At 48.5% G+C, this 17,370-nt stretch carries 13 protein-coding genes; 1 reads left to right on the plus strand and 12 read right to left on the minus strand.

The features are described from left to right. Positions 1–53: 53 nt before the first annotated feature. From JNUCC31_RS06815 to JNUCC31_RS06835, 5 genes are all read right to left on the minus strand, one after another. Positions 54–1,553 carry an ABC transporter substrate-binding protein gene (locus JNUCC31_RS06815; RefSeq protein WP_192269891.1) on the minus strand — a complete coding sequence of 500 codons (1,500 nt, stop codon included), beginning with the start codon at positions 1,551–1,553 and terminating at the stop codon, positions 54–56. Between the two features lie 58 nt (positions 1,554–1,611). Beyond that, positions 1,612–2,568: a carbohydrate ABC transporter permease gene (locus tag JNUCC31_RS06820; protein ID WP_192269894.1), complete on the minus strand. Its 957-nt coding sequence runs from the start codon at positions 2,566–2,568 to the stop codon at positions 1,612–1,614. A gap of 24 nt (positions 2,569–2,592) precedes the next feature. Beyond that, positions 2,593–3,498 (minus strand): ABC transporter permease, encoded by a 906-nt coding sequence (locus tag JNUCC31_RS06825; protein ID WP_205524889.1) that lies wholly within the window; start codon positions 3,496–3,498, stop codon positions 2,593–2,595. Positions 3,499–3,786: 288 nt separating this feature from the next. Next, positions 3,787–5,346 (minus strand): response regulator transcription factor, encoded by a 1,560-nt coding sequence (locus JNUCC31_RS06830; protein WP_192269900.1) that lies wholly within the window; start codon positions 5,344–5,346, stop codon positions 3,787–3,789. Further along, positions 5,343–7,157: a cache domain-containing sensor histidine kinase gene (locus tag JNUCC31_RS06835; RefSeq protein ID WP_228469556.1), complete on the minus strand. Its 1,815-nt coding sequence runs from the start codon at positions 7,155–7,157 to the stop codon at positions 5,343–5,345. Before JNUCC31_RS06835 ends, JNUCC31_RS06830 begins: the two co-directional genes overlap by 4 nt. A 248-nt stretch (positions 7,158–7,405) precedes the next feature. Here JNUCC31_RS06835 and JNUCC31_RS06840 point away from each other — a divergent pair, with 248 nt between their 5' ends. After that, positions 7,406–10,558 (plus strand): alpha-mannosidase, encoded by a 3,153-nt coding sequence (locus tag JNUCC31_RS06840; RefSeq protein WP_192269906.1) that lies wholly within the window; start codon positions 7,406–7,408, stop codon positions 10,556–10,558. A 165-nt stretch (positions 10,559–10,723) separates the two neighbouring features. Here the strand turns inward: JNUCC31_RS06840 and JNUCC31_RS06845 are convergent, their stop codons facing one another. The 7 genes from JNUCC31_RS06845 to JNUCC31_RS06875 all read right to left on the minus strand — a co-directional run bounded on the left by JNUCC31_RS06845 (position 10,724) and on the right by JNUCC31_RS06875 (position 17,298). Next, on the minus strand, positions 10,724–12,046 hold the full coding sequence (locus JNUCC31_RS06845) for an LLM class flavin-dependent oxidoreductase (RefSeq protein WP_192269909.1): 1,323 nt from the start codon (positions 12,044–12,046) through the stop codon (positions 10,724–10,726). Positions 12,047–12,119: 73 nt separating this feature from the next. Next, positions 12,120–13,367 carry an MFS transporter gene (locus JNUCC31_RS06850; RefSeq protein WP_228469557.1) on the minus strand — a complete coding sequence of 416 codons (1,248 nt, stop codon included), beginning with the start codon at positions 13,365–13,367 and terminating at the stop codon, positions 12,120–12,122. A gap of 360 nt (positions 13,368–13,727) precedes the next feature. Then, entirely contained in the window at positions 13,728–14,168 is a 441-nt protein-coding gene (locus JNUCC31_RS06855; protein WP_192269912.1) for a GNAT family N-acetyltransferase, read from the minus strand. 45 nt (positions 14,169–14,213) lie between these two features. Further along, positions 14,214–14,753, minus strand: a complete 540-nt coding sequence (locus JNUCC31_RS06860) for an SMI1/KNR4 family protein (RefSeq protein ID WP_192269915.1) — start codon at positions 14,751–14,753, stop codon at positions 14,214–14,216. Positions 14,754–14,807: 54 nt separating this feature from the next. Further along, positions 14,808–15,731 (minus strand): DUF7638 domain-containing protein, encoded by a 924-nt coding sequence (locus tag JNUCC31_RS06865; RefSeq protein WP_192269918.1) that lies wholly within the window; start codon positions 15,729–15,731, stop codon positions 14,808–14,810. 212 nt (positions 15,732–15,943) lie between these two features. Beyond that, a complete protein-coding gene (locus JNUCC31_RS06870) occupies positions 15,944–16,762 on the minus strand; it encodes a purine-nucleoside phosphorylase (protein ID WP_192269921.1) in 819 nt (272 codons plus the stop codon). Between the two features lie 359 nt (positions 16,763–17,121). Beyond that, complete coding sequence (locus JNUCC31_RS06875; protein WP_192269924.1) at positions 17,122–17,298, minus strand: hypothetical protein; 177 nt, start codon at positions 17,296–17,298, stop codon at positions 17,122–17,124. Positions 17,299–17,370: the final 72 nt, after the last annotated feature.

The following is a 17,370-nucleotide window of genomic DNA, read 5'->3' on the forward strand; positions in this document are numbered from 1 at the left end:
AGAAACGCCCGTCTAATCGGACAGACGTTTCCATGTCTACTTTATCATTCAGGCTATTTTGGATTTGCAGCTTGCCATTCATCGTATTGCTTTTGCGCCTCTGCAATCACTTTATCCAGACCTGCCGCTTTCAACTTCTCGATCGCTTTTGGCAGATGCTCATCCGGATCAACCGCACCCGTCATGATGGATGGGTAGAATTCCTTTACAATGGCGGAGATGGAAGCCACTTCCGTCTTCACCGGGTCAGGATTGAAGTTGAAGCCAAAGCTTGGAGCAACCTTCGCGGAATTGTTGAACTCTTTGAACGCTTCCCACTTATCGGCTGGATCTTCCTTGTGCATGTAGGTCAGGAACAGGTTACCCAATGCAAAGCCAGGCATTTGGAATCCGTCCTTCATCGCTGGCAGGTCCTCAATGACATTATCCGAAATCTTTTTGTAATGTGTACCTTCAATGCCGTAGTTGATCAGGTTACGCAGATACGGGTCAGTATTCAGCAAGTTCAGGAACATCATGGCCCGTTCCGGGTTCTTGGAGTTCGCCGAAATCGCATGCATAGCGCCTGTTGCCGAGCCGGTGAAAATAACCGGATCCTGCATCGGTGTAGTCACGATATCATAGCCCGCGCTTCTGGACCATCCCAGTTCGGCGTAAGGCTGAGTCTGTTCACGGTCAACGAACCATTTGCCTGTCTTAATGTTGTCGATACCTTCCAATGTCGCTACATCCTTGCGCAGATAACCACCCTGATAGTATTTGCGGATGGTTTTCAAGGAGCTCTTCAGCTCTTCGGATTCCAGTACATTAACGTATTTACCGGTGTCACCGTTCATGTTGATGCCGACCGGGAATTCGTCACCCAACAGGAAGTCGAATGCCAGATAAGGCTTAAAGCCCTTTGGAACAGCCAAAGGAGTAATGTCGGCCGGCTCATTGTCCTTGATTTGCTTCAGGTAAGGCTCCAGATCCTCTAATGTACGAATCTTGGTGATGTCCATGTTGTATTTATCCACGTACTGCTTGTTGAAGCGCCATACCCATTGTGAAGCCAGCTCTTTGTTGACTGGCACGGCATAGTTTTGACCACCGATCTGTGAGCCTGTAAGGAAGCGTGGATCAAGCTGCTCTTTAATGCCCTGACCGTACTTATCCAATAGATCATTGATTGGCAGGAACGCCCCTCTAGTAGCATTTGGCAGATAATCATAAGCCCAGGAAGAGGTGAAAGCGATATCATAATTTTCGCCCGAAGCGGTAATAACCGGCATCCGTTTGGAATAATCACCCCAGTCAATCATCGTGATGTCGACGGTTGTATTTATTTTCTCCATTAAGTATTTGTTCATTTCTTCCTGTACCATTGGCAGATCGCGCTGTGGACCACCAATCAGATATACCTTGAGCTTCACTGTGTCCTTATCCCCGGATTCTCCCCCGGATGCCGCATTCCCGCTTGTATCATTGGTATTACTGCCCCCGCAGCCTGCTAGCATCGTAGCAAAAGTAAGCATTAAGGCAGCCATAAGCAGAGCAATTTTTCTTGTCTTCATGTGTATCCCCCTTATTAATGTTATTGTTACTGCCCTTTGAGGGCAGGCACAACCAGACTTATTCTTTGACCGAACCAATGGTCAGGCCCTGTATAAAATACTTTTGGAAAAATGGATACGCCAGCGCAACCGGCAGTGTAGCCAAGACAACCATTGCCATGCGGACGGTCTCCGTTGGCAGTGTCGAGGCAATGTCGTAGGACACGACCCGGCTGCTGTTTTGCACAACAAAATCCATATTGTTCTGTATTCGAATCAGCAATGTCTGGAGCGGAATCAAATTCGCATTGTCGATATAGAGCAGCGCATTGAACCAGTCATTCCAGAATCCCAATGTACTGAACAATCCGATGGTTGCAATGCCCGGCAAAGAAATCGGCAGTACGATGCGCGTATAAATACCGAATTCAGTAGCCCCGTCAATCTTGGCTGATTCAATGACCGCGTCCGGCACGGTCGTCGTGAAAAATGTACGCATGACGATAATGTAAAAAGCGTTCATGATCGACGGAAGAATCAGCGCCCATATCGAATCCCGCAAGTGCAGCACTTGCGTAACCACAATGTAACTGGGAACGAGACCGCCGGAAAACAGCATGGTGAAGAAGGCCAAAAAGCTGAAAAACCGACGCTGTTCAAAATTTTTGCGCGAGATGGCATACGCATACGTAGTGACCAAATACAGTGTCAGCGCGGTTCCAACAACCGTTACCGTTAAGGTAACCCCAAATGATTGGGCCATTTGCTGCCCGGATTCCATAAGAAATCGGTAGGCATCCAGCGTCCAGACTTCAGGGATTAACTTAAATCCATTGATCGCCAACGTCTTCTCATCGGTAAATGAGATGATGATGATGAACAGAAATGGAAAGATACAAGATAAGGCAAACAGGCCGATCGCTATATTAAAAATCACATTGGAGAATGGCGAAATGGCATTCAGATCTCTTGATTTCTTTCTGCTCCTCTTCACAGGGGCAGATGCCCGCTTTATCGGTTCACTTAAGTTACTCATGGACAGCACCCCCCTTGCCGCAGCCTAGAATACGGCATAATCCTTTTCAATTTTACGCACAGCATAGTTCGCCAGCAGGACAAGAATCAAACCAACGACCGATTGATACAATCCTGTAGCCGTACTCATTCCCGTATCGCCCATAATGGTTAGGCCGCGGTATACAAACGTGTCGATGACATTAGTGACCGGATACAGTGCACCGGAATCCCGCGGAACCTGATAGAACAGTCCAAAGTCGGAACGGAAGATACCGCCGATCGCCAGAATGGTAAGAATGATCATCAGCGGCCTGAGCAGCGGCAGCGTAATGTACCGGATCTGTTTCCACTTGGTAGCGCCGTCGATCATCGCTGCCTCATAATAAGAGCGGTCGATACCCGCGATTGCTGCCAGATAAACTACGCTGCCATAACCTGCACCTTTCCACAGGCCGAGCAGAATGAGAAAATACGGCCAATACCCTGTCTCGCTGTACCAACTGACCGGATCTCCTCCGAAATAGGTAATGATCTGGTTGAACACACCCTTTTCCACACTCAGAAACGAAAAGACGAAATAACTGATAATAACCCAGGACAGGAAATAAGGCATAAACATCGCGGTCTGGTAGATCTTCGCCAGCCGTTTATTCAGCAGTTCGTTCATAATGATCGCAAGCGTCACCGCGAGCACCAACCCGAGAAAGATCAGACCCAGGTTATACAGAATGGTATTACGTGTGATGATATAGGCGTCACTGGTTGAGAACAGAAACTCAAAGTTTTTAAACCCGACCCATTCGCTTTTTAGAACGCTTTCAAGAAATCCGCCCGGATGAATCCGAAAGTCCTTAAAAGCAATAATCGTTCCGAACATTGGCAAATAGGCAAAAATGATAAACCACGCTGCTCCCGGCAGTACCAGCAGAAGAAACGCCTTGTTCTTCATCAGACTTTTGAAGATGCCCAGCACGGCTGTCCCTCCTTATAAAATCGCATTCACTGTCACTTAGCTGCACCCCGTATTAATCCCCTATGACCAACAATGGCAGACCTAAGCCCTTTTGGTGCTTTGGATTCCTCGTTCACTCCTTCCTCCATTATGCAAGCGCTACCAATTTGGGGATAGTTGAAAAACCCAATAAATTGATGGATTAATTAAAGATCGTGCATGTATTCCATGGCAAAAAAAACACACCCGAACGGGGTGTGTCTTCACTCAGCCGGCAAGCCCGGCTTATTTTTTCATGTAGATGGAGCGCAGCTCCGTGGGAGAAACCCCCGCATATTTCTTGAATTGTCTGTAAAAATAAGTGGAGTCCCAGTAGCCCACCTCGCCCGCGATTTCGGCCGTCTTTTTGTCCGAATATAACAGCAAATGAGTGGCGCGCTCAATTCGGTACTGGTTCACATAATCGGAAAAGGTGGTGCCGACTTCTTGCTGAAATAATTGGCCGAGGTAGTTCGGATGGAGCTCCAGCCGCTGACTGAGCGTCTTAAGTGAAAGCTCATCCTGGTAGTGATTCTTCACCACCTCCAGCACAGCCATGATATGCGGACTGTACGTTTTCTCGGCGGTATGATATGTATTCAGCGTACGATGAACAGTTTTCCTCACAAGCTGCTTCAGTTTGCTGAGCGTATGAATTCTGGACAATGGTCCGAAGATTTCCCCATAGTCAGGTGTTTTCTCCAATTCCTTGGCAGCCAGCATCAGCTGGATGGCCGAATTAAAGAACGGTGTTCTTGGAAAACAGCGTTCCTCACCCTCAACCATGAAGAATTCGTCGATGAACCGGTCCACTTCTGTACCTTCCCCATCCCGCAGCAGCTTGTGGAACTGCTCCATCGCTGGCCCTGGCTTCTCCTGATGCAGATTGGCGTCTTCTTCGCTCTCCACATGCATGATGAAGGTATCACCATCCATAAACAAATGGTTCTGAAGCCACAGCTTTACGGATTTGCAGCTCTTCGGAAAACCCAGATAGGTCGACTCGGATTGACCGATGATCCCCCATACACGTGCACCTGTGTCCTCGGCAACCGCTTGCTTCATCCTGCTGAATGCCTGAAGCTGCCATTCATCACGATCTTCCGTACTGGCTGAAACGAACAGCAGGATGATATCTCCTTCCTGATCGGGAAAGCAGATTACCCCGCAGCCATCCGGAAGGCCTTGGTTTCCGAGCAGTTCGCACTTCTCAGCGATTCCTGCAAGGTGTATCTGCGGATCATTCCCTTCGTCATCCCCTACAATCCGCAGAGCGGCTGCACAATAACCGGACTTGTTCATGGGAATCTCCAGCAGTTGCGCACGCTCCCGAAATTCTTTGGCGTCAATGGTCTCGTTCGCCCACCGCTGCAAAATATTGTTGCGCAGAATCCTCCAGCTCTGATCCATCTGAATCTGGCGGATTTCCTCCTGCTCCCAGTCGCGCTGCATATGCTTGATGGTTGCTTCCAATTCGTCCATATTGACTGGCTTGAGCAGGTAGTTCTCTACCCCCAGCGAGATGCCTTCCCGCACATATTTAAATTCTTCGTATCCGCTCAAAATAATGAATTTGGTATACGGACTGCGCTCTTTGATCTCCCGGATCAGCTCAAGTCCGGTCATTTGCGGCATCATGATATCCGTAATAATCAGATCGACAGGTCCCTCGTCCATTATTGCTAGCGCTTCCAACCCATTGCAGGCCGTACCCGCAATCTGCATATTATTCTGATCCCAATCAATGATGGCTTGCATTCCTTTTACAATCAGCGGCTCATCATCGACCAACATTACACTTCTCATCCCGCTTCCTCCCTTGTGACTGGAATATTGAGCGTCACCTCACATCCTTCGCCTTCCACACTGTTCAGATGGAGGCCATAATCGCTGCCATAATTCAGGCGTATGCGGTCGTGGACATTCTTAAGACCCAAAGATTGATCGGATGTCTTCGTAGTTTCATCGCCCGTGTGCAACGCGTTTTGCAGTTCAAGCAACCTCTCCGCGGAAATCCCTTTTCCGTTATCCTTTACACGAATACGGATTACGCCATCTGCTTCTGCGGCTGTGATGGAAATCCGGTTATCATCATCATTCGTGCGAAAACCATGTACAATGTAATTTTCAATGATTGGCTGGATCAACAACTTGACGATCATGCTCCCCGCCGCTGCATTCTCGATATGAGTCTCCACGTCCAATTTGTCCTCATACCTGTACTGAACCAAAGCCAGGTACATGCCGCACAGCTCGATTTCCTCTGCCAAGGTTACATGCGTCTGCTTTTTGATCAAATGCCGGAACATCGTGGCAAGAATATAAATCATCTGTCCAACATCCCTGGCTCCCATGCTGATGGCTTTCATACGGATGCTTTCCAACGTGTTGTACAGAAAATGGGGGTTGATCTGGGCTTGCAAAGCCACGAGCTGCGCATTCTTTTGCTTGATCTCCGACACATATACCGTCTCTATGTAAGACTCCAGCCGATCACACATATGGTTAAATCTCTGCGAAATCTGCTGTAATTCATCTTCACCCTCCATCTCGATCCGCTTACTCAGATCCCCCTCCTGCCAGCGCCGCATGTAAAGGACGAGCCTGTGAATTTTTTTGGAATATCGGCGAATGATGGTGAATGTTACCGCAAAACTAACAATGATGCACAGGATGACTATACCGATAAGACTGAGACGAATCGTCTGGAGGCTCTGTTTGATGTGTGACTCCGGAATAATGGCAGCCACGACCATGCCTGTATTCCCGATATTCAGCAGCTGCACTTTGGAGGGTTCCTCCAGATTGACCCAATCCTCCTGTAAATTCATCTGCCCCCAATAAGGGTAGACGGTGTTATCATACTTGCCCTGCGAATCGAAAATCACCTGACCTTCCCCGGTCATCAGCATGATCCTGTTGTCTTTGCCGTCGAGTCTGTCTCGCAATAACCCTTTGATGCGATCTGTATTTAGCTCAAACATAATTGCACCGTACTGCTTCAATGTCACGGAGTCCTTGAGCACATTGGCGTAGCTGTACGGGGTAGGAACATCATCCATTTTCCCTTCAAAAAGCGGCTCGCTGCCCATGTACTGCCACGGTGCACTCCGCAGCCGTTGGAACCAGTCCTTATGGCCTGCTGACAGCTTGGGTTGATAGTAAAAGTGCTGGGTCTCCCGATTGAGTACATAGAAGAAATCCTGATCCATGCTGTATAACACGACATTTGCAATTGAGGCTTCATCCTTTAGCAGCAGACGCAGTTGATAATCAAAGTTCCCACGCTCCGTACGGTAGCTGTAAGCATATTGATTCAGGCGCCAATTGAGAAAATCCTCATATTCATGCGTCAGAAAATACTTCAAATCGTCGCCGATCATGGCGTCGGTATAAATCTGCTGCACGGCGTTATACAGTCGTTCGTACTGCTGATTCAGATTGATACTGACAATATCCAGTTCCTGCAGACTGGCATCCATCTGTTCCTGTACGACTCGTTGCTCATAGTAACGGTAGGCCAGCACCGAGACACTGATGAACAACAGGACCATGACCATGGAATAAAACAACAGAATTTTGTTGAACATTTTTTTCTTCAGGTAATTTCTATACATGGTTCGTATCCTGGACATTCGTGCCTGAACACCTCCTTCAGACCCATTTCCAACTCAGTGTATCACCGTTTGGTTAAATTCGACAATCACCTGCCCCCAGGATACGTAATCCATATTTTGGTTTGTCAAAAACGAATGGAAGCGCTATAATGGGCGCATTCCCCTATGAATTTATGTAATACATACTCGCTTTGGATGCTCTCTACATATGGATCACTCCCCGATAAAATGACTGGGGGTTCTTAACGATGTTTCTTACTGAAAACAAACTTCAAGCACGTATCCATGAATTATCCGAGCTCCGTTACCGGGATCGTTTACCTTTACATGCTTTTCTTGCCTGCGAAGACCGCAGGGAAGAGATTAACCCTGCCCTGCCAGGGGACGATAGTGATTGGAAGCCTATGCATACAGGAGAGAACTGGTCCGGTCGTGATCTCTATTTGTGGCTGCGTACAAAAGCCGAGTTCCCTTCCTCCTGGGAGGATAAACGGATTGTCGGCCTGTTTGATTTTGGCGATACCGGCGGTGGTAACAATTCCGGCTTTGAGTCGCTGTTCTACTGGGATGGCAAACCTTATCAAGGCGTGGATTCGAACCACAAGGAAGTGTTCTTTCCAGCCTCTGCCGCAGGCAGCACCAACGAGTTGGTCTTCCGCTTATGGTCCGGTCTGGAAGGTGGCGGCCAGCCCCGCAACCAAACGCATACGTTCAGACAAGCAGAACTGTGCTGGCTGGATGAAGCTGTTGATGATCTTGTATTTACAGGGTCAGCAATTCTGGAAACGGTCAACATTCTGGATGCCCATGCACCGGAACGCACAAAGCTGCTTCATGCACTCCAGCAGTCCTTCCGCCTGATTGACTGGTCGCAGCCTAAGTCTGATATTTTCTATTCCTCTGTGCATGACGCAAGGGATGACTTGAGCTCCCGATTGAATGCGATGGACAAAGCCTCTGATGTGACCGTTACTTGTATCGGCCATACTCATATTGACGTTGCCTGGCTGTGGCGGTTGAAGCACACGCGAGAGAAATGCGCCCGCTCCTTCTCTACGGTCATGCGCCTGATGGAGATGTTCCCGGAGTATGTTTTCCTTCAGACACAGCCGCAATTGTACGAATATGTGAAAGAGGACTACCCGGAACTGTACGAGTCCATCAAGGAACGTGTCGCTGAAGGTCGCTGGGAAGCGGGCGGTGGCATGTGGCTGGAGGCTGACTGCAACCTGACCTCGGGTGAATCCCTGGTCCGACAATTGCTGATTGGCACTCGTTTTCTCAAAGAAGAATTCGGGACGGATTGCCGATATCTATGGTTGCCCGATGTTTTCGGCTACAGCTGGTCCTTGCCGCAAATTCTGAAAAAATCCGGCATTCATACGTTCATGACAACCAAAATTAGCTGGAACCAATACAACCGCATGCCATTCGATACATTCCACTGGCGCGGCATTGACGGCTCAGAGGTGCTGACCCACTTCATTACTACACCCGAGCCTTGGTCCGAGCCGGGTTCATGGTTCTATACCTATAACGGGAAAATCATTCCGAAGACGGTCAAGGGCATCTGGGATGCCTACCGTGATAAGGAGATGAACCAGGATCTGCTGCTGTCGTACGGATACGGAGACGGTGGAGGCGGAGTTAACCGCGAAATGCTGGAGATGAGACGACGGCTGGATCAACTGCCCGGATTGCCCAAAGTCAAGACTGGGCGCGCAGATGATTATTTTGAAAAGCTGCAGGAGACGGTGGAGAAAACCGATTCGTACATCCATACATGGGATGGCGAACTTTATCTGGAGTATCACCGCGGAACGTATACCAGTCAGGCGTACAACAAACGGATGAACCGCAAGCTTGAGCTGGCTTACCGTGAAGCGGAATGGCTGAATGCATGGCAAAGTATTGTGCACAATGACTGGAATCTGTATCAAGCGAAGTCCCTGACCGAGGGATGGAAAATCATTTTGCGCAACCAGTTCCATGACATCATTCCCGGTTCCTCCATCACAGAGGTGTATGAGGACAGCAGAATTGAATATGCAGAAGCTGAGCAGATTGGCAGTCACGTAGACTCGCAGGCTCGGATGGCTATCGCTGGCAGCGGAGAATCTCCTTATACGTACACCATCTGGAATGCTTCCCCATGGGTCGTTACAGAGATCGTGAGCATTCCTGCGGCTTCAGGCGAACTGGAATCAGGAACTTGGCTGAGCGATTCTGGCGAGCTCCTGAACGCTCAATACCAGGATGCACGTTGGTCCATCGAGGTGAAGGATATTCCTTCGCTGGGGTATACCACCATTTACTTCCAGAGCAGTACGGTAAACGAAATCCCTGATGATCATTCGCCATTTATCCACACAGCCAATGGGATCGAGACACCGTTCTATCTGCTCGAGTGGAACAAGGATGGACAGTTGACCCGCCTTTACGATAAAGAGTCTCAACGCGAGGTGCTTGCCAAAGGGGCGAGAGGCAATGTGCTTCAGGTGTTCGAGGATAAACCGCTGGCCCATGAGGCCTGGGATATTGATATCTTCTATCAGGAAAATATGCGAGAGATTACGACATGCACCAGCATTGAAGTCGTAGAGACTGGGCCGCTTCAGGCCGTGATCCGCTTCGCTTGGGAATACCTTGGCTCCACCATTACACAGAACATGACTGTATATACCGGGCATCGACGAGTCGATTACGCCACTGAGGTGGATTGGCATGAACAGCAGCAACTGCTGAAGGTTGCCTTCCCAGTCGCCATCCGATCTACTGAAGCCACCTATGACATTCAGTTCGGCAACGTTAAACGGCCGACGCACTGGAATACAAGCTGGGACTGGGCACGTTTCGAATCCGTTGGCCATCAATGGGCCGATCTGTCCGACAGAGGTTATGGCGTCAGCTTTCTGAATGATTCCAAATACGGTTATGACATCAAAGATAACGTGATGAGGTTAACCCTGATCAAGAGCGCGACTCATCCTGATCCACATGCAGATCAAGGGCTGCACCACTTCACCTATGCTCTTCTTCCGCACCAGGGGGATTGGCTGGTGGGTGGAACCGTGCAGCAGGCCTGGCTTCTGAATGCTCCACTTCGATATACACAAGGACAATCAGAGCAGCCAAGTCGCTCCATGTTCACCTTGTCCGGCAGCACAGCCATGATCTCGGCGGTCAAGAAGGCCGAGGACTCCAATTGTGTCATCGTACGCGTTCATGATTATTCCGGCAGCATGAATACGCTGGAACTGACAAGTGATCTGCGGATTCACGCGTGGAGAGAATGCAATCTAATGGAAGTACCGGATGGTGAACTTCTGCATGATACGCCGGTAACTTTTACACTTGAGCCGTATGAGATCAAGACGTTTGAGATTGATCTGAGAGTATAATTGTATAATTGCAACAGATCAACTAAAGAAACCAGCAAGTCCCCAGATGATGGGCGAATTGCTGGTTTCTTCGTGTTGTGGTTAATCGATCAATATGCTAGAGGCTCTATGGATTGCCTTTAAAGCATTCTGAACTGGAAGCAAGTTCGATGAGCCATGATTGATTTATTTTGCCGTCTCCAATGAATAACGATTGCGTGGAATCTCAAGACCCAGATTACCCCGCAGTGTCTCATGCTCATACTCGGTACGGAACAGCCCGCGATCTTGTAAGACAGGTACGACTAGATCCACGAAGTCCGCCAGTCCGTTCGGTACGACCGTGCGAATGTTGAAACCATCCGCAGCTTCGCCTTCGAACCACTCCTCAATCTGATCTGCGATCTGATCCGGTGTACCGATAAAGGATGTGCGAGGCGTCGATGCAAGCAATGCCACTTGGCGGAGGGTCAGTCCCTGTTCTCGTGCCTGCTGCTTGATCTTGTCCGTTGTACTGCGGAAGCTGTTGCTGCCCAAATCACCGATCTCGGGGAAAGGCTCATCCAATGGGAACTGGGCGAAGTCATAGTGATCGAAGTAACGTCCCAAATAATTCAATGCATGGTCAATATCGACCAACTCCGCGATTTCCTGATACTTGCGCTCCGCTTCTTCCTCCGTTCTGCCCACGATGGGACCGATGCCAGGGAAAATCAAGATATCTTCTGGCTTACGCCCATAGGCCACCGCTCTTGCTTTCACGTCCAAATAGAACTCCCGAGCCTCCTCCAGCGTCTCATGCCCCGTGTACACAGCATCCGCCGACCGGGCCGCCAGATCCTTACCGGATGCAGAAGAACCTGCCTGGAAAACGACCGGATGTCCCTGCTTCGAGCGCGCTACATTGAGTGGACCTTGGACGGAAAAGTGATCTCCCTTGTGGTTCAGCGTATGTAACTTGGATGGGTCGAAGAAAACGCCGTTCTCTTTATCTCCAATAAACGCGTCATCCTCCCAGGAGTCCCACAGCCCTTTGACCACATTCAAATGTTCTTCTGCAATTTCGTAACGCAGCGCGTGGTTCGGATGTTCGCCTTTGCCAAAATTCAGTGCCGAGCCTTCCAGTGGTGAAGTCACTACATTCCATCCGGCTCGTCCTCCACTAATCTGATCCAGAGAGGCAAATTGTCTTGCCACCGTGAACGGTTCACTATATGAGGTGGACAACGTCGCAACCAACCCGATGTGTGAGGTTGCCCCCGCGAGAACGGAGAGCAGGGTTAAGGGCTCAAAACGATTCAGGAAATGCGGATTGGATTTCTCATTAATAAAGAGACCGTCCGCAATAAAGAGCAGATCGAACTTCCCTTCCTCCGCCTTCATCGCCTGCTTCTTGTAGAAATCCAGATTTACGCTGGCATTGATCGGAATATCCGGGTGTCGCCAAAAAGAGATGCTATTGCCCACGCCATTCAGGTTTGCTCCCAATCTCAAACGCCGTTGTGTCATATTAATTCCTCCCTGTGTTGTGGTGATGACCCTTTCAGCCGAGTATCCTTTTTTCTCTCTTAAAGCCGCTTCATCATTTCTTTATGCTGTTTCCACTCACTTCTGCTGCTGTCATCCCCAATCCCGGTTTATTCGCCTGGTTCCTTTCGCTTACCCGGACTGTCCAGGCTGCTCCCAGAAGGACAATGCCTGTTAGGAGAAAAACAAAAGGAATCCCCGTCCATCCGCCCAGAAAACCGCCGAGTAACGGGCCGAGTACAATACCGAATTGATTCGCGGTCTGACTCAGACTGACAGCCCTCCCCCGGAAATCACGGTCCGCATATTTGATGATCAACGCATTTAAGGCCGGATACACTGCAGCGAAGAACAGGCCATAGACAAATCGCAGACTTCCAAAATAAATGAGGTTATGCGCCGTCAGTTGCAGCAAACTGCCAATGCCGCCGCCCAGCAGACCGATAAACAGCGTTTTCTCGTATCCGATCTTCCCGCCAATCCGTCCCCAACGAGGCCCCATAATGACCGTTGCCACGCCGATGGCCGAGAAGACGATTCCTGCACTAAGTGTTGCACTACTGACGTCTCCACCAATCTGGACCACATAAAGCGTCAGCACAGGTTCAATGATGAGCACGGAAGTCGAAACGAGTAAAATCAAACCATAGATCCCCATTAATCCCGGAGTAGCGGCAGCTTTTTTCAAATCACCCAGAATGCTTGTGCGAACCACAGTGCGGGGACCACGGGCTTCTTTGACCCATATCACCATCACAGCCGAGAGCAGCGTAATGATCCCCGAGGCGATAAAGCATCCGCGCAGCCCGATCCAATGGCTTAGCACGCCACCGACAAGCGGCCCCAGAATTCCCCCGGTAGCTGTGGATGTGGAGATGACACCAAGCGCATAACCTACATGCTTCTCCGGAGTATTGGTGCCGACCAATGTAATCGATGCAGGATTGAAGCCGGCCATGAGTCCCTGAAATATCCGCACAGCAATAAACGAGTAAGGATCATAAACGAAATAGTTAGCCAGATGAGCAATGGCGAGCCCAACGCCCGAACGAATCAGCATCAGTTTGCTGCCGTATCTGTCAGCCAGCGATCCCCAGAAGGGAGCACATAGTCCACTGATCAGAAAGCTGATTGAGATCGAGACGCCGGACCAGACTTCCAGTCCACTCTGGATACCAAGATCCTTTTGCAAAAACAGCGGAAAGAATGGAACGGACAAGGTGTATGCCATATGATTGAAAAACAGACCAAACCACAGAATATACAGATTTCGCTTCCAATGCGGCATCTTGGCATTCTCCATACTATATAATTCCTATATAAAAAGTAGGTTATTAACCATATTAGGGTACCGTTACTGGAAAGTATAATAGAAAAGTTCAATAGACCCATTCAACAATTAAATGAATGGATCTGTTATATAATTTGAACTAAAAATTTTACACTGAACACGCCTATGACAGAATAACCTTCCAATCGCTGTTATCCCCAGATTTTTTTGATTCCCTTTTCTCAAGGGAAAAATCCGCTGATAAAGGCGAAGCATATGCTTCCGATGCAGCTTTCTTTCAGAAAGCTTTTAGCTTCGCTTTTCCAGGTTTTTTCTGTCCTCTCCGTTTCTGTGTAAAAGAATAGTTCAACTTATATAGATGTACAGTAAAAATTACTGCACTTGAACGGACATAAACACATCCACCTCGTCTTCACTGTCCAAGACAAACCCAAAGCGTTCATACAAACGCCGAGCCGGGCTGCCCTGCAATACATTTAAAATGACACGCCTTCCCTGAACTTCATCCCTTTGCAGCAGTGTGTTTAACACCTGAGTTCCTATTTTCTGTCCCTGAACATCGGGATGGATATAGAAATGTTCCAATAGCATCTCTTCCAACTTGGGCTTCAACGCTACACACCCCACCGCTGCACCTTCGACCTCAATTATCCATGTATACTCCGGGTCAAATGTATTACGGAAACGTTCACGAACCTTCACCTCATCGTACCTTCCCAGCCTGTTTAAATCATCATACAGAGCCAAGGCCCGCAAATCAGCAAGTTGCTCTTGGTCTGCCTGTATAGCTTGACGCATTGTTATCTGGATCATTGGATGAACTCCTTTCCCGGATTTAATACTCTGGATATGAGCCGCCTACGTTTCATCGTCCTCATCCTCTTCTTCCATACACTTCTGAATAAATTCAAATAATCCCGCAGCCTCAACCGACCGATGTCCCCAATCATGCCAAAAGTACAACACCTGTCCCACAGTTCCCGTACTTGATGGGTCTGTGTCCAGACACAGATAATCTCCGCCACCATTGGCAGCAATCGGAATCCATTTGCAATTCCACAGTACCGGCTTAACGGCATCATCTTCAATCTCGGGCTCCATCTCGTCGGGGTCGAATTCTTCCTGCAAAAACGCCCAGTTCTCCTTCACCTGATCCAGTGGTGACAATGTCAGATTACGAATAAAGGATGGTACGCCAATACTCCAGACTTGTCCGTTATGCACTCGATACAGAGCCTTCATCTCTTCAGGCAATATTACCCCGAGTTCATTTTCCACGGATCGAAAATCTTCGTTTGTCGCACCTTGCTGAAGATTGAGCGAAGCCTCAAAATCCGCATTTGCCCTCGCGCCTTTTGCAATAATACGTTGCCATAACAGTTCTGCTTGCTTGATCATTCTAAATCCTCCTCCTTGTGTGCTTTATTGGTTATTTCAACTGGTACGGAAAGTCTACACTTCTCGCTTCTCCTCAGGAGTATAGATGATGCGCTGATAATCCATATCCTTGGTATCCATATCGCCCAGGTACATTCGTTGATGTTCAGGCACCTGCTCATATTTTCCCTTCAGTTGGGTTCGATTGTACTCACTGGGGTCCTCCAAATACATATGGTAGGCGTGGCGACATTCTTCCAACGTCGTTTGTTCTCCACTCAGTTTCTTATACATATCCAGCAACTCCAGATACTTGTCACCGACATTTTCCGCATAACTTTCTTCCGAGAACGTCACTTCCCCCAGATCCAATATCGTGATCACTACCGGGCGTTCGATGGTTGTAAAAAAGGTTCCGTCTCTGAACCAGACCGCCAGGTCATCGATTGAAACCTTTACGGGATGTGGCAAGTTATAGATGGCCACCTGACCATCCTCATACACAACCAGATGGACCAGGTAGTGCTGACCTTCGTACCTCATGAAAATGGAGAATCCATCACCTTGTATCGTTTCATAGAACAATTCGCTTACAACGGCAAAATCAATCGCTGTAGGCGAATGTGAAATTCTTCTTGCCTCCATCAGCTTCTGCTGACGCGGTGTGATTTCAGTTATATTTTGGAATTCGGGATTGAGCGTTCTGACCTTACGCTGAATATGTTCGTAGTAACTGCTGTCGTTATACACCCAGTTCGCTTGGTCGACTTGGTAGGCACCCAACCCATGGATGGAAAGCACCTCTCCACTCGGTACATGAGAACCTATCCAATCATCGTTGATCTTCTGCTTCAATCCCTTCAAATCAACCAGTTCCCAGCAATTGATCATCCCATCTTCATAGATCTGCACCGGAATGAGAAAATGTTGGCCGCCATTATGTATGATTCCAGGGGTTGTTGTGCCCTCAATCTGTTTCGTTCTTCTAATCTTTTGCATCCATGGCACCTCTCTTTCACGTAATCCACACTTCCATATCTTTCAACAGTACGATAACAGACCTGAAAAATACAAGGGAGCTTGTGCCCATCTTCCTATACAGCTTGTTCTACAAAGCAAAAAGCACTGCCCCACGGAAATGTTCCGTCAGAGGCAATGCTTCATACACAAGTACTTTGAAAGGCGAGGAGAGATCCCTCTCCGAATACAGATTACATCTCTTTCAGAATACCTTTGACCAGTCCGATGAAGGTTGTTTTCACTTTCGCCGCAACTTCAATCACTTCATCATGACTTAACGGCTGGTCCAGAATGCCGCAGGCCATATTAGTCAGACAAGAAATGCCCAGCACTTTCATGCCGCCATGAATGGCTACAATCGCTTCAGGTACCGTGGACATGCCCACAGCATCCGCTCCCATCGTACGAATCATGCGAATCTCCGCTGGAGTTTCATACGCCGGACCGCTCCACCATGCATATACCCCTTGCTGCAAACTAACCTTCTGCTCCTCCGCTACCTGCATGGCAATACTGCGCAGTTCACGGTTGTACACCTGTGACACATCCGGGAAACGCACACCCAGTTCGGGATTATTCGGCCCCATCAGCGGATTATTGCCTACCAGATTGATATGATCGGTAATCAACATAAGCTGTCCCGGTTCGAAGCTGGTATTGATCGCTCCACATGCATTGGTGATAATCAACTGCTCGACGCCCAGTGCTTTCATTATCCGAACCGGGAAAGTGACTTCACCCAGCGTAAACCCTTCATAATAATGAAGGCGTCCTTTCATCGCAACGACGGTCTTGCCCATCAGCTCTCCGATGACCAATTCATTCGCATGCCCGATAGCTTCGGATTGAGCAAAATATGGAATGTCCGTATAGGGAATGACTGTAGCATTCTCGATCTCGTCCGCGAGCGCCCCCAGCCCTGATCCCAGAATCATGCCCACGACAGGCTTGGCGTTAATCCGGTTTAATATGTAATCTCTGGCTTCCTGAATATGTGCGGAATGATGCATGAATATATTCCCCCTGATAATCCGAGTTTGGATTTAAGTAGTTGCTATAAACCAAGTGTAATGAACAATAGACATGATGTAAACGGGAGCCGGATAAAGGAGGACTCTGGCTCACCACCACAAGCCGATTAAGCTTTGAGTCCGGACTGTAACACCTCGAAATATTCGCTCAACATTTCATTAAAATCAGGTTCGTCACTCTCAATCCTTTCAACATATTTCCATAAAATCTCAGACTTGACCATCCTTTAAGTCATCCATGCTTCAACTGTACACAAAAAACCGATCCTCTGTCGAGAATCGGTTCCATTCATTAAATGGACAAGGTATTTCGCACCAAGATGCAGTGACAAGCTGGCTCACTGCCGCTCCAGCGAATGCTGATTTTTGCTTTTCACCAGATCCATCCCCATGCTCAGCAACAGCATCAGTACAGCGAACATCATGGATTTGGCAATCGTTTTTTCAGGAAAAATCATATAGGCAGCTGCAAAATTGCCTGCGAAAACAAACAGGTTATTGCGGATGTGACCCATTTTCTCATCTCATTTCGGAATCCAATTTAGAACTCACTGTAACCTACTGCTCTACATTATCATATTTTTCCA

It is taken from the genome of Paenibacillus sp. JNUCC-31 (assembly GCF_014844075.1).
GTDB lineage: Bacteria > Bacillota > Bacilli > Paenibacillales > Paenibacillaceae > Paenibacillus.

What these genes read in the sequence shown, in the direction of transcription:
- JNUCC31_RS06875 (WP_192269924.1), bottom strand. Translation starts at nt 17,298, where the DNA reads ATGGGTCACATCCGCAATAACCTGTTTGTTTTCGCAGGCAATTTTGCA.
- JNUCC31_RS06860 (WP_192269915.1), bottom strand. Translation starts at nt 14,753, where the DNA reads ATGATCAAGCAAGCAGAACTGTTATGGCAACGTATTATTGCAAAAGGC.
- JNUCC31_RS06865 (WP_192269918.1), bottom strand. Translation starts at nt 15,731, where the DNA reads ATGCAAAAGATTAGAAGAACGAAACAGATTGAGGGCACAACAACCCCT.
- JNUCC31_RS06855 (WP_192269912.1), bottom strand. Translation starts at nt 14,168, where the DNA reads ATGATCCAGATAACAATGCGTCAAGCTATACAGGCAGACCAAGAGCAA.
- JNUCC31_RS06850 (WP_228469557.1), bottom strand. Translation starts at nt 13,367, where the DNA reads ATGGAGAATGCCAAGATGCCGCATTGGAAGCGAAATCTGTATATTCTG.
- JNUCC31_RS06840 (WP_192269906.1), top strand. Translation starts at nt 7,406, where the DNA reads ATGTTTCTTACTGAAAACAAACTTCAAGCACGTATCCATGAATTATCC.
- JNUCC31_RS06835 (WP_228469556.1), bottom strand. Translation starts at nt 7,157, where the DNA reads ATGTATAGAAATTACCTGAAGAAAAAAATGTTCAACAAAATTCTGTTG.
- JNUCC31_RS06845 (WP_192269909.1), bottom strand. Translation starts at nt 12,046, where the DNA reads ATGACACAACGGCGTTTGAGATTGGGAGCAAACCTGAATGGCGTGGGC.
- JNUCC31_RS06825 (WP_205524889.1), bottom strand. Translation starts at nt 3,498, where the DNA reads ATGAAGAACAAGGCGTTTCTTCTGCTGGTACTGCCGGGAGCAGCGTGG.
- JNUCC31_RS06820 (WP_192269894.1), bottom strand. Translation starts at nt 2,568, where the DNA reads ATGAGTAACTTAAGTGAACCGATAAAGCGGGCATCTGCCCCTGTGAAG.
- JNUCC31_RS06815 (WP_192269891.1), bottom strand. Translation starts at nt 1,553, where the DNA reads ATGAAGACAAGAAAAATTGCTCTGCTTATGGCTGCCTTAATGCTTACT.
- JNUCC31_RS06870 (WP_192269921.1), bottom strand. Translation starts at nt 16,762, where the DNA reads ATGCATCATTCCGCACATATTCAGGAAGCCAGAGATTACATATTAAAC.
- JNUCC31_RS06830 (WP_192269900.1), bottom strand. Translation starts at nt 5,346, where the DNA reads ATGAGAAGTGTAATGTTGGTCGATGATGAGCCGCTGATTGTAAAAGGA.